This window comes from bacterium (genome assembly GCA_035691305.1).
Lineage (GTDB): Bacteria > Sysuimicrobiota > Sysuimicrobiia > Sysuimicrobiales > Segetimicrobiaceae > DASSJF01.
Genome location: DASSJF010000070.1, coordinates 18,443 through 30,839, shown reverse-complemented (window position 1 = coordinate 30,839; position 12,397 = coordinate 18,443). Strand labels below are relative to the sequence as shown.

12 protein-coding genes and 1 other RNA gene are annotated in these 12,397 nt (G+C 71.3%); 2 read left to right on the top strand and 11 right to left on the bottom strand.

Features of this window, described 5'->3' with window-relative positions; genetic code table 11:
- Nucleotides 1–4: 4 nt before the first annotated feature.
- The 9 genes from VFL28_13110 to VFL28_13070 all read right to left on the bottom strand — a co-directional run bounded on the left by VFL28_13110 (nt 5) and on the right by VFL28_13070 (nt 7,851).
- Nucleotides 5–865: a DNA-formamidopyrimidine glycosylase family protein gene (locus tag VFL28_13110; protein HET7265601.1), complete on the bottom strand. Its 861-nt coding sequence runs from the start codon at nt 863–865 to the stop codon at nt 5–7.
- Nucleotides 866–893: 28 nt separating this feature from the next.
- On the bottom strand, nt 894–1,670 hold the full coding sequence (locus VFL28_13105) for an LLM class flavin-dependent oxidoreductase (protein ID HET7265600.1): 777 nt from the start codon (nt 1,668–1,670) through the stop codon (nt 894–896).
- 8 nt (nt 1,671–1,678) lie between these two features.
- Entirely contained in the window at nt 1,679–2,485 is an 807-nt protein-coding gene (locus tag VFL28_13100; protein ID HET7265599.1) for a Cof-type HAD-IIB family hydrolase, read from the bottom strand.
- An 11-nt stretch (nt 2,486–2,496) separates the two neighbouring features.
- Nucleotides 2,497–3,666 (bottom strand): scyllo-inosose 3-dehydrogenase, encoded by a 1,170-nt coding sequence (iolM, locus tag VFL28_13095; GenBank protein ID HET7265598.1) that lies wholly within the window; start codon nt 3,664–3,666, stop codon nt 2,497–2,499.
- Between the two features lie 76 nt (nt 3,667–3,742).
- Nucleotides 3,743–4,092: RNase P RNA component class A (gene rnpB / locus VFL28_13090), an RNA gene on the bottom strand.
- A gap of 130 nt (nt 4,093–4,222) precedes the next feature.
- The gene (locus VFL28_13085; protein HET7265597.1) at nt 4,223–4,702 is read right to left on the bottom strand and encodes a ribonuclease HI family protein; all 480 of its coding nucleotides are present in this window, start codon (nt 4,700–4,702) and stop codon (nt 4,223–4,225) included.
- The gene (locus tag VFL28_13080; GenBank protein HET7265596.1) at nt 4,699–5,457 is read right to left on the bottom strand and encodes a C4-type zinc ribbon domain-containing protein; all 759 of its coding nucleotides are present in this window, start codon (nt 5,455–5,457) and stop codon (nt 4,699–4,701) included. The genes VFL28_13085 and VFL28_13080 overlap by 4 nt, the downstream gene beginning before the upstream one ends.
- Nucleotides 5,454–6,734 (bottom strand): choice-of-anchor tandem repeat NxxGxxAF-containing protein, encoded by a 1,281-nt coding sequence (locus VFL28_13075; GenBank protein ID HET7265595.1) that lies wholly within the window; start codon nt 6,732–6,734, stop codon nt 5,454–5,456. The genes VFL28_13080 and VFL28_13075 overlap by 4 nt, the downstream gene beginning before the upstream one ends.
- Nucleotides 6,735–6,771: 37 nt before the next feature.
- Nucleotides 6,772–7,851 carry a heparan-alpha-glucosaminide N-acetyltransferase domain-containing protein gene (locus VFL28_13070; GenBank protein ID HET7265594.1) on the bottom strand — a complete coding sequence of 360 codons (1,080 nt, stop codon included), beginning with the start codon at nt 7,849–7,851 and terminating at the stop codon, nt 6,772–6,774.
- A 264-nt stretch (nt 7,852–8,115) separates the two neighbouring features.
- Here VFL28_13070 and VFL28_13065 point away from each other — a divergent pair, with 264 nt between their 5' ends.
- Nucleotides 8,116–9,000 carry an amidohydrolase family protein gene (locus VFL28_13065; protein ID HET7265593.1) on the top strand — a complete coding sequence of 295 codons (885 nt, stop codon included), beginning with the start codon at nt 8,116–8,118 and terminating at the stop codon, nt 8,998–9,000.
- Between the two features lies 1 nt (nt 9,001).
- Here VFL28_13065 and VFL28_13060 read toward each other — a convergent pair whose 3' ends face one another.
- Nucleotides 9,002–10,240 (bottom strand): geranylgeranyl reductase family protein, encoded by a 1,239-nt coding sequence (locus VFL28_13060; protein HET7265592.1) that lies wholly within the window; start codon nt 10,238–10,240, stop codon nt 9,002–9,004.
- A complete protein-coding gene (locus tag VFL28_13055) occupies nt 10,237–11,064 on the bottom strand; it encodes a class I SAM-dependent methyltransferase (GenBank protein ID HET7265591.1) in 828 nt (275 codons plus the stop codon). The genes VFL28_13060 and VFL28_13055 overlap by 4 nt, the downstream gene beginning before the upstream one ends.
- 71 nt (nt 11,065–11,135) lie before the next feature.
- Between VFL28_13055 and hemA the strand changes: the two genes are divergently transcribed.
- Nucleotides 11,136–12,371, top strand: coding sequence for a 5-aminolevulinate synthase (gene hemA, locus VFL28_13050; protein ID HET7265590.1), 1,236 nt, complete (start codon nt 11,136–11,138; stop codon nt 12,369–12,371).
- The last annotated feature ends 26 nt before the right edge of the window (nt 12,372–12,397 follow it).

Below are 12,397 nucleotides of genomic sequence, written 5' to 3'. Positions count from 1 at the left end.
CCCGTTAACGAAGTAATCTCGATCTCCGCCGGTCGGCGTAGACTTTCCCTGCTGCCTGACAGACGGGACAGTAGTAGGTCTCCCGGTCCTCGTAGTAGATGACGGCGACCCGGGCGCCGCAGCGCGGGCACGGCTCGCCGCCTTTACGGTGGACGGCGAGCCCTTCGAGGGGCTCCTTCATCGGCAGGCCGCCCGCGGCCGCGCCGCGGTGGACCTCTATCCCGCGCCGGAGTGTCGAGGCGATCGCGTCGTGCAGCCTCCCGATCTCGCCCTCGTCGAGCGACGTCGTCATCGCCTGCGGCGAGAGACGCGCCTCCCACAGGATCTCGTCCGCGTACGTGTTGCCAATGCCGACGACGTACCGCTGGGTGACGAGGAAGGCTTTCAGCCGCATCCGCGCGCCCCGCAGCGCCCGCGCGAGCGCGTCCGCCGTGAACTCGGGAGAGAGCGGCTCGATGCCGAGGCCGAGCAGGGGCTCCGCCTCGGCGAGGCGCCCGGCGGAATACAGCCAGACCGACGCGGCCTTCTTAGAGCCGATCTCGATCATCTGGATGTCGGGCCCGCGGTCGAGCACCAGCACGAACGCGAGGTCCCGGGCGGTGCGGCCCGTCCCGCGCGGGACCGCCTTGAGCCGTCCGTTGCGCCGGAGATGGATCACGAGGACGAGATCGCCGGTGAAGTCGAGCACGAGCAACTTGCCTCGCCGGCGCACGCCGAGCACCCGGCGGCCGCGCAGATCGGCGATCGATGGATCGAACGTCTTCAGCACCGACACGCCGCGGACGACCACCTCGTCGACGGTCCGCCCCCGAACGAGCGGCGCGAGGTTTTCTACGACCGTGGTGACGAACGGAAGTTCAGGCATCGGTCCCCCAACGGGACGGCCGCCCGGATTAGTTCGGCTTCGCCGCGCGCACCACCACGAGGTGGTCCTCCGCGGTGTCGGAGGCGGGAATCACCCGGATAACGACGTCGTCGACAGCGCCATTCCAGGCCGCGAGGGCGGACGGCACCGCGGCGGGGTCGTCCACCGCGATGCAGGTTTCGATCGGCGCGACCCCCATCCGCGCGAAGTTGTCCGCGTACGCCGGGATCGCCCCGTACCGCTTCGCCTCGCCGGCAAGGCGCTCGCGCGCGGCCCGGCCGATCGCCACCCGCACGTAGGCCGCGAGGCGAGGCGCCCGGCGCCCCGCCTCGGCGGCCCCGGCGCGCACCCACTCCGCGGACCGGCGCGCATACGCCGGGGTCAGCCAGTTGAGCAGCACGCCGTCGAACAGCTCGCCCGTGAGGCGGCACATCTTCGGGCCGAGGGCCCCGGCGTAGATCCGGCACGAGAGCGCACCCCGCAGCGCCGCGACCCCGTCCCGCATCCGGGGCAGCGCGCCGGGATTGGCGCTCCCGACCCCGAGCACCAGCCGGTCGAGCGGCAGCGCGTTCGCGCGCACGCCCTCGATGATGCTCGCGGGCGCGCGGCTCTGCAGCGGGATCACGCCGACGCCCAACTCCGCGCGGCGCGTCTCGCGGACCGCCCGGCCGAGGGCCGCGAGCCCGTCGGCCGCCGGCGGATGGTTGACCCAGAACGACCCGTAGCCGGCCGCCTCGGCCTCGCGGGCGATCGCCCGGATGGCGTCGGCCTGAATACCGGCGAAAACGGCGATGCCTCGGCTCATCCGCGACCCTACCCTTCGTTGAAGAGCAGCCGGTCGATCACGACGCGCAGGCCTTCCTGCTCCGGCGGCGGGCACGTCCACGCGGCCGCGGCGACGACGTCCGGCGGGCTCGTCTCCACCGCGACGCCGAGCCCGGCGGCCTGGATCATCGCGAGATCGTTGTGCGCGTCGCCGACTGCGACGGTCTCGGCGAGCGTCACACCGGCCGCCTGGGCCAGCACCGGCAGCGCGCGCCCCTTGTTGTTGCCCTGCGGCAGAATCTCGAGATAGTCCTTCTGGGAGAATACGCGGTTGACCGGCACGGGCAGGGTACCGAGCGCTTCGTCGAGCGCTTTGAGGTCCGGCGGCTCGCCGATGACCAGCATCTTGAGCGGATCCTCGTCCGGCGACTCGTCGAGCAGGCGCTGGAAGCTGTCTATCTCGAGAATCACGAGCGGCCGGTCCCGATGTTCGTACAGCCTCGTGAGCGGCGTGATCCGCTCCGCGTAGACCTCGCCGTGGAGAAACAGCAGCGGCGAGGTATTGGAAAACCGGCGCAGTACCGGCAGCACCGCCCGGGCCGTCGCCTGCGGCACCGCCGTGCGCGAGAGCACGCGGTTGTGCGCAAAATCGTAGATCAGCCCGCCGTTGTAGAGTATGACCGGTGTGTCGGCGCGCACCGCCTCCACAAAGGGCTCCGTCGCCTGCCAAGGGCGCCCGGTGGCGAGGCAGACTTTGACGCCCCGGTCCTGCGCCCGATGGATCGCCTCGATCACGCCCGCCGGCACGATCTTGTTCTCCGGAACGAGCGTGCCGTCGACGTCGGTTACGAGCAGCCGGTAGGGCCTCAGATCCGGACCATCACTTTGCCGTCCTGGCGCTTGCTGGCTCGCAGCACCGCATCGCGCGCCTCGGCGAGCGGAAACCGGCTCGTGATGATCGGCCGCAGATCGATGCGGCCGGAGGCCATCAAGCGGATCACGTTCTGGAAGGTCCCGTAGCCGGAGTGGCCCTGCGCCCCGAAGACCTGCGAAGCGTGGGTCTGCAGGTGCTCGAGGTACATGGGCGCGCGCTCCGCCGCCCGGCCGATGATGACGATCCGCCCGCCGATCGCGAGCGCCTGCTCCATCTCCGGCACCGTCCGCGTCGGCGCCCCCGCGGCCTCCACCATCATGTCGGCGCCGCGGCCGCCGCTGGCCGCGAGAATGGCCTCGTGCGGGCTCGAGCCGGCCGCATCAAGGTCCACGGGACTGTGTACCTCGTCGGCCCCGACCTTCCGCGCGAGGGCCTGGCGCGTCGGGCTCACTTCAAACGCGATAACCCGGCTCGCCCCCGCCGCGCGCGCGAGCGCGATCGCGGCAAACCCGATCGGCCCCGTGCCGAATACGGCGACGACGCCGCCCGGCTTGAACCCCTCGCCGCGCACGAACATGCCGTTGTAGGCCACGCTCGTCGGCTCGCACATCGCCCCGGCTTCCGCGGCCGCGTCTTCTCCGCCGTACGCCTCCGCGAGCGCGGTGAGCGGCCAGCAGTACTTGGCGCCGACGACAAGCTGGTCCGCCATCGCGCCGTTGATCGTGAAGCCGATCTCCTCGAGGTTTTCGCACTGGTTCGGCCAGCCGTTGCGGCATGGAACGCAGTGGCCGCACCAGATCATCTCCTCGACCGTGACGAGGTCGCCGGCGCGGAGGTCCTTCACCTCGGCGCCGGTCTCGACGACCTGGCCGCTGAACTCATGACCGATCACGACCGGAAACTTCGTCAGGCCGGGGTAGAGGATGTAGCCGTCCTTGTCGGTCTCGAGGAAGTGCACGTCGGAGCCGCAGACGCCGCACGCGCGCGGCCGCAGCCGCACGTCCCAGGGGCCCAGCCTCGGTTCGACGACGTCGACGAGACCCAGTTGGGGGTGCCGCCAGACGCTGGAGCCGGTCACGGCCTTACCGGTGCGTTCTTCGAATTCGGACACGCGATAGTCGGGCCTCGGCGACCACTCGGCGGCGAACTGGAGTCCTTTCATCGGACACCTATCCTTCCCGCGTCCAGCGGCGTGTTGAATGGTACGTGCGGCTGCGTTGGCGAAACGAAGCATCGGAAACGGGAGCAGGCCGATAAGCCGGGTTCTGTCGAGGGCGGCCATCTCTCTAGGGCGCCGGTTGCCCGGCGCCTCCAGCAGTCTACCCGGGGATCGGCGGGCCGCCTCATCTCCCCCTACGTGACCTTGCTCCGGGTGGGGTTTGCCGAGCCGGCCGGTCGCCCGGCCGCTGGTGCGCTCTTACCGCACCCTTGCACCCTTGCCGCCACGCGAATCGCTTCGCGCGGCGGCGGTATGTTTCTGTGGCACTCTCCTCGGGGTCGCCCCCACTGGGCGTTACCCAGCACCCTGCCCTATGGAGCCCGGACTTTCCTCGAGCGATGTGCTGCTCGCGGCCGCCTAGCCTGCTCCCGATGGCAATGGTAACACGGGTGCGAGGGGGCCTTCAACCGGTGAAAGCGTCCCGCGCCCGGGCGTGCGTGTTGCCACGCCGTCGCGCGGTAAGCCGCCCGGCCCGTTGGTGACCGCCAGTCACCGCGGGTCAGGACGGACGCACCAGGGTATCCAGCGCCCGGTTCGCGAGGCCGTCCGCGCCCGCGTTGCGGGTGCGCGGCACGTGGAAGATGTGCACGTGGCCGAAGCGGCGCAGGCGGGCCAGCGCTTCGCGGTACAGCGGGATGAGGGCTTCGTTACGGACCTTGTATTTGCCCTGAACCTGGCGGACGAGCAGCTCGCTGTCGCTCTGGATGTGCACGGTGGTAGCGCCGAGCGCGGCGGCCTCGTCGAGTCCCCGGAGCAGCGCCTTGTACTCCGCGACGTTGTTGGTCGCGACGCCGATACGCTCGGCGATCTCCCGCACCATCGAGTGATCCGCCAGCACCAGCACGCCGATCGCCGCGTCGCCCGGGTTGCCGCGCGACGCGCCGTCAATGCAGATCGTCACGGTAGACAGCGGACCCGCCGCCCCCCGGCGGGAGCCCACGGCGCCCCGGGCGCCCGACCGCCGGCGGCCGGCCGTCACTGCGGACCGTCGAGATACAGAATCCGGTGGCAGCGCTCGCAGGTGACCACGTCGCCGGCGCGCACCCGCGAGACGAATCGCGCCGGCACGTCGTTGTGGCAGCCTCCGCAGAATCCCCCCGCGATCGCGACCATTCCGATGCCGCCCTCCTGGGCTGCGATGCTTTCGTACTTCTTGAGGAGCCGCGCGTCGACCGCCGCCGCGAGGCCGGCCCGCTCCGCTTCCTTCGCGGCGATCCCCGCGTCGGTCCGAGCGCGCTCCCGCTCGAAGGCCGCCAGGTGCGCGGCGAGCCGCTCGTCGAGCGCGCGGGCCGCGGCCCCGCGTTCCGCCTCCTCGCCTCTGAGCCGCTCGACCTCGTCGAAGAGGCCGAGAATACTGTCCTGCAGATGGTCGCGGGCCTTGGCGAGCACGCCGATCTCTTCTTCCAGGCCGGCCAGCTCTTTCGGATTGGAGACGCGGCCGCCGTACAGATCGCCTTCGGCCTTCTTCTGCTTCGATTCGGTCGTCGCCAGCCGCAGCTCCTGATCGCGCTGCGTGGCCAGCGCGGCGTGCAACCGGTCCGCCGCGTCCTGCGCCGCGGCCCGGGCGGTCTCGGTTTCCTCCCGCAGCGCCGTCCCGTCGTCCAGTTCGGCGCGCTCGGCCCGCAGCGCCGCGAGCTGCCGATCGGCCTGCTGCACGGCCCAGAGCGCCGCCAGCGCGGCGAGGCCCTCCGAAGCGGTGACGGGACTCGCGCCCGGGGAAGGCTCGGCGCTCATCGAAGCGTCATGAGGTAGATGCCGTGCCGGCCGTCGTCGGTCTCCGCGACGAACGCCACCTGCCGGTGGTCATTGATGATCGCCTGGCTGAACGCGGTGAACTTGGCCCCGCCGGGCGCGGCTTCGCCTTCCCGGGCGATCACGGCAACCCCGGAGCGGCGGGCGAGATAGATCGTGTGCGGGTATACGTCGGGGAAGCGCACGATGCCGGGTTCAAACACGGTGTCCTCCGCGCTGTTCATCAGGACGTTCGTGAAGGTCGGGAACGGCACCCCGTCGTCGGCCGTGTCGCCCACGCGCGCGAGCGTCACGAGCGCCTCGCGTCCCGTCGCGTAGAGCGCCTCGTGCACCGCGCCCCGCGCCGACCGCCCGACGAAGCCGACCGTCCCGTCGCGGGTCAGGTTGACGAAGCCGAACTCGGTAAAGCGTGCGCCGACCGGCGCCAGGTCGTCGGTGGTGACGACCGGCACCACGCGGTCGCCGGTCAGCACGTACACGCCCTGGGTCGCGTGTTCGGTGGTCGCCGCCACGAAGGCGATCTGGCCGCGGTCGTTGAGCGCCGGACTGCCGTCGAGGAAGAACAGGAACAGCCCACCCGTCGGCGCAGGCCAGCCGCCCATCACGCGCGCCGTTGTTTTCCCGCCGCTGCTCGTGTAGATGCCTTCCGTGCCGGTCCCGTTGGTCCGCCCGACGAAGGCGATCACCCCGTCGTCGTTGATCGTCGCGTTCGCAAAGTCTGTGAAGACGCCGCCGCTCGGCGCCGGCTGCCCCGTGATCACGACCGGCGCGAGCACGCCGTTCCGCACCGCGTAGATTCCCAGACGGGCATCGCGGGCCGTCGTCCGGCCGAGGAAGATGGCGGTGCCCTTGTTGTTGAGGACGACGTCGCTGAACGTGGCGAAGGTACCGCCCGTTGCGGCGAGCCGTCCGGCTGCCACGAGCGTCGTCGTGCGCCCGGCGTGCCGGAGAAACAGCGCCTGCGCGCTCTCCTGCGCGGTGGTCTCGGCGCCGAAGGCAAGGTCGCCCGCGTCGTTGAGCGCCGGGTCGGCGAGCTTGGTGTAGGTGCCGCCGTCCGGGGCGCGGTCGCCCGTGCGCACGATCAGCCGCAGCGACGCGACGGGACTCCGAGCGGCAGACGGCGGCGGGGCGGCCGCGGTCGCGCCCGGAACGTCTACTGCGGGCGTGGCCCCGCGCAGCGGGGGCGGGAACGTCGCGAACAGGACGACGAGAAGCGCGGCCGGAACGGCCGCGCGGAGCCGGAGCGCTCGCGGTCGCATGCTTGTTCTATTTTATCCTAACGGGAGCGCGGACGCGCTAGACGCGAACGAAGATTCGGGCGCGGTACAGGGGCACCAGCCCAAGCCACCACACGACCACGTACGCGCCGGTGTAGAGCCAGAGCGCCGGCACGGTTCCGAGCCGGTCCACGAGCGAGGCGATGATCGCGGACTCCAGCGAGACGAAGGCGCCCGCGGCCGTGTGCGCGTGCAGCGCGTCGAGCACCAGCACCTTGAAGAGAATCGGCGCCACGTACGCGACGATCGCGTTCACGCCGAGGACCGCGAGCGGCGCGGCGACGGCGCGCCAGCCCGCGAGGTCCGCAAGCGCGTAGAACGCCGCCAGCAGCGCGAGCCCGAAGCCGCCGGCCAGCAGCGCGTACGACGCCGTCCACAGCGGCTTGCTGAGCGGCAACACGCCGCCCCACGCCCAGCCGGCGCCGGCGAGCGCGAGCCCGCCGAGACCGACCGCGGCCGCGGCCGCCGCCGGATGGATCGCCCGCGACTCGTCCTCCCGCCCCGACAGCACGCCGCGCCGCAGCATCTCGCCGGCCGCCCCACCGATCAACGCGAGCGCGGCCGCGGGCGCGACGGACAGCAGGCCCGCAAGGTGGTAATGGGCGAGATACGCGTCGTTGAGGTACTGCACGATGTTGTGGCCCTGGAGGAGACTGCCCGCCGCCGCGCCGGGCGCCGGCACGAACGCCAGCAGCGCCGCGTGCGCGCCGAGCAGGACCGCGGCCGCCGCGAGGCGCGCGAGCATCGGCAGTCCGCCGAACGCCGCCGCGACGAGATACGCGAGTCCGATCAACTGCAGGACGTCGATGTTCAGGACGAACCGGTGGACTTCGAGCGAATTGAGCAGGACGCCGAGGCCGGCCAGCAGCACCGCGCGCCGGACGACCCGCCAGATCCGCAGCCAGGCCGCGCCGCGCGCGGCGTGGCTCTGCGGTACCGCGACGCCCATGGCGAGCACGAACCACGGCAGAATCATGTCGGTGAACGTGACACCCTGGCCCCACGGGGCGTGCATCAACTGGCGCGGCGTCGCGCTCGTCCAGGGCACGTTGTTGACGACGAGCATCCCGGCAATCACGGCGCCGCGAAACGCGTCCAACGATAGTAGCCGACGGGCGTTCGAATGATTCATGCGATTCGCCCCCGCTGCCACCGTCGATTATGCCCCCGGACTGTGAAGAGAGCGTGAAGATCGATCCAAGAAGTCGCGCGGGCACGCGCTCCGTGACGTAGACGTATATTGATGGAAGCGACTAAGAAAGCGACGGCGCGCCGCCGAACGTTCTCGAGCACGAACCCGGGCGAGCCCCCGCCGGATCCGCGGCTCCCGGCGCGCTGAGCACAGGAGGAGTCCGCCACGCCCATCACCGACGCGCACCTGCACCTTGCGACCGCCTCGATGTTTCAGCGTCTGCGCGCGCGCCCGTGGCCGCTGCGGCCGCAGGCGCGCGAGTTCTTCGCGGGGCAATCCGGGCGCGTCGCGCGCCGGTTCGATGGCCTCGAGGGCGTGAGCATCGCCGAGCACGCCGCGAGGTGGAAGGCGGTGTTCGACAAAGCCGGCATCGGCACCGGCGTGTTCATCGCGATCGGCGAGGGCAACGAAGAGCTCGCCGAGTTCGTGCGGCTCGCCCCGGACCGCTTCCAAGCCTGGGGCAGCGTCGTCGATCCCACGGCGCCGGATGCGGCCGCGACCGTGGCGCGCTTCGGCGCGTGGGGCCTGCGCGGACTCAAGCTCTATCCGCCGGTCCAGCGCTTTCAGGCCAGCGACCGGGCCGTCTATCCGGTCTACGAAGCCGCGGCGGCGCAGGGTCTGCCCGTCCTCTATCACTTCGGAATCACGGTCGCGCCGATCTACGACCTGACCTACGCGAATCCGCTGCCGCTCTCGAGCGTCGCGCGCGACTTCCCGGAGATCACCTTCGGCATCGCGCACTGCGGCGCCGGCTTCCTGCGCGAGGCGCTGTTCCTCGCGTATCACACGGAGAACATCTGGACGGACACGTCGGGGACGAACAACTGGCGGGAGTACACGCCGGGCGCGCCCGGGCTCGATCAGGTCTTCCGGGATCTCCTCCGAGCGTTCGGGCCGCGGCGTATCCTCTTCGGCACGGACTCCACCGCGCCCGGCGAGTACCGCGAAAAGATCCTGCGCGAGCAGCAGCAGATCTTCAGGGACCTCGAAATTTCCGACGAGGACACACACGCGATCTTCGAGGGCAACGCGCGCCGGATACTGCACCTGCCCTAGCCTACCGCGCCAGCAGCAGGCGTCCCAGCCTCGCGCGGATCGATCCCGCGGCGAGCGGTTCGCGATTGCCCAGCACAAGGTTCACGAGCCCCATCGTGAGATCGTCGCGGCGGCCCGCGATCCCCACCAGCCGGTTGAGCAGCGCGGGCCGCGCGGCCGTGTCGCGGAGGATCCGGCAGACGGCAAAGAGACGCTCGAACCGGTCGCGGAGCGCGCGCTCGTAGGCGGAGGCGGCGGCGGCGAATCCGCGGGATGACCGGTCGCGGTCCGCAAGAAACGCCGCGGCGTGATCCGCGGCGATGCGCCCCGACTCGAGCGCGTAGTCGATCCCCTCGCCGGTGAGCGGGTTCACGAGACCGGCGGCCTCGCCGGCGAAGAGCACGCCGTCCGCGTGGACCCGCGACGCCGGGAAGTCCACGCGAAGCGGGTAGCTGCGGATCGGGTACGGTCCGCCGCGGTCCCGGCCGGCGCGCGCGTCGATCGCCCCCACGAACCGCCGGCAGACCTCGCGCGCCGAAGGCGCCGGGCCCCGGCCGCGCGGGTAAAATCCCACGCCGGCGTTCACGGCCGAACTGGAAATCGGGAAGATCCATCCGTACCCGGGCAGCGGCACCCCCGCGAACCGGATTTCGATCCGCGAGGAGGCGTCCGCGGACGGCGCCGGCACGTACGAGCGCGCGGCCAGCATCATCACCGGCGGACGCCGCAGCGCCCGCAGCCGCTGCGGCAACACGAGCGACGCGCCGGTCGCAACGATCGCAAGACGCGCGCTGTACGTTGCGCGCCGGCCGGCGCGCAACGCGCGGACCGCGACGAGACCGTTCTCACGACGGATGTCCTCGACCTCGGCGCCACCCTCGAACGAGGCCCCCGCCTCCACCGCGCGCGTTCGAACCGCGTCGTCGAGGTGAATCCGCGGTACGACCAGCATCGGCGGACGGCCCGCGCCCGTGCCGCCCGGCACGGCGGCCGCCACGCGTCCCCCGCCTGGCGCGGTGACCACGATGTCGCCGACCGCGTGGCCGAGCGGACGCAGACGGTCCAGCAGGTTCATGCCGTCGAGCGCCGCGACGGCGCGAGGTGTGAGGCCGTCGCCGCAGACCTTTTCCCGCGGAAACAGCGCTTTGTCGAGCAGCAGTACCCGGACGCCGCCGGACGCGAGCGCGTACGCGGCGGCGGACCCGGCGGGCCCCGCCCCGACGACGATCACGTCATGTTCGGCGGGCGCCGCGCCGTTCACGGCGGGCCGGCCTTGACCGCGGCGAGCGAGAACATGAGCGGCAGGGGCAACATTCCTTCCGGCAGCTCCCACATGCCGTCCGGGCGCTCGACCATCCACGGGAACATCGCCCACCCGAGGTACGGATACTCCTCGAACCCGTCGAGCCGCAGTCCGGCGCGCGTGATCGCCCCCAGGACATCACTGAGCGGATGCACCCACTCGTACATGACGCTGTCGACGGGAGCGTCCGGCACCGCGTACGAGCCACGCCGCTCCATCCGCAGCGGCCCTTCAGGATGAAAGTAAGGATAACCGACGCGCAGCTCCCGGTCCGCCTGTCGGTCATCGAAGATAAGCGGAAACGGGTGCACCTCGATCAAATAAAGTCGGCCTCCAGGCCGCAGAAAGTGGGCCGCGACCCCGGCCCACCGGTCGAGGTCCGGCAGCCAGCACAGCACCCCGTGCGACGCGAACACGATGTCGAACTCCCCGTCCAGCGCGGACGGCGACTGGTAGACGTCGCTCTGGACGAACGTCGCGGGGATGCCGGTTTCCGCCGCCAGCGCTCGCGCCGCGCCGATCGCCTCGCCGGAGAAATCGACGCCGGTTACGACGGCGCCGCGCCGGGCCCACGACAGGGTGTCGAGCCCGAAGTGGCACTGCAGGTGGAGCAGCGACTTCCCGGTGACGTCGCCGACGAGCCGGGTCTCGAGCGCGTCGAGCCCCACCCGGCTCCGGCGCGCACCCGCTTTGAAGCCTGCGACGTCGTAGAACGGCGAGACTACGTGGTGGCGGGCCCAGACGTCCCACATCGCCTGGTTGGAGCGGAGAAAGGAGTCCACGCGACCAGTATACCGGGCCGGCACCGGGGCGTATGATGCTCTCTGTAAACGGATCGAGGGGGATCGGATCGATGAATTACGACGCACTCTTCGCCGGCGCGATCGCCGGGCTCAAAACGGACGGCCGGTACCGCGCCTTCGCCGATCTCGAGCGGCGGTGCGGCGGCTTCCCGCGCGCCACCTGGCACGCGCCGGACGGGCCGATCGAGGTAACCGTGTGGTGCTCGAACGACTACCTCGGCATGGGCCAGCACCCGGTCGTGCTCGAAGCCATGGCCGACGCGCTCCGCCGGTGCGGGGCCGGGGCCGGCGGCACCCGCAATATCTCGGGCACCGGCCACCATCACGTGCTGCTCGAGCGGGAGCTCGCCGATTTGCACCGCAAGGACGCGGCGCTCCTGTTCACCTCGGGCTATACGGCGAACGAGGGCGCGATCAGCATGATCGCGCGGCTGCTGCCCGGCTGCGTCATCTTCTCCGACGCCTCGAACCACGCATCGATGATCGAGGGCATCAAGCGGAGCGGCGCGGAGAAGCACATCTTCCGGCACAGCGACCCGGCGGATCTCGAGCGGCTGCTGGGATCGGTCGAGGCGGACCGGCCGAAACTCGTGTGCCTCGAGTCGGTGTATTCGATGGACGGCGACATCGCGCCCCTGGACGCGCTGTGCGACGCCGCCGACCGTCACGGGGCGCTCACTTATCTCGACGAGGTCCACGCGGTGGGGCTGTACGGGCCGCGCGGCGGCGGCATCGCGGAGCGGGACGGCGTCCTACACCGTCTCACCGTGATCCAGGGTACGCTGGCGAAGGGTTTCGGCGTCACGGGCGGGTACATCGCCGGCCCGGCGGCGCTCGTCGACTGCGTGCGCAGCTTCGCCCCGGGCTTTATCTTCACGACCGCGTTGCCGCCGGCGATCGCGGCCGGCGCGCTGGCGAGCGTGCGCTATCTCAAGACGCATTCGGAAGAGCGCGCGCGGCACCAGGAGCGGGCCTCGCGGCTCAAGCGCCTGCTCGCCGCAGCGGGGCTCCCGGTCAAAGACACGCCGAGCCACATCGTGCCGTTCATGGTGGGCGACGCGACCCTGTGCCGGGCCCTCTCCGACGAACTGTTGATCCGCCACCGCATCTATCTGCAGCCGATCAACTACCCGACGGTCCCGGTCGGGACGGAGCGCCTGCGGATCACCCCCACCCCGCTGCACGACGACGCCGAGATGGACCGGCTCGTCGCGGCGCTGGGTACGGTGTGGCGCCGGCGGGCGCTCCACCACCCCGCGGCAACTCCGCGGGCCTTCGCACGGTAGGACTTCCGCCTTTCCGGACGCGAACT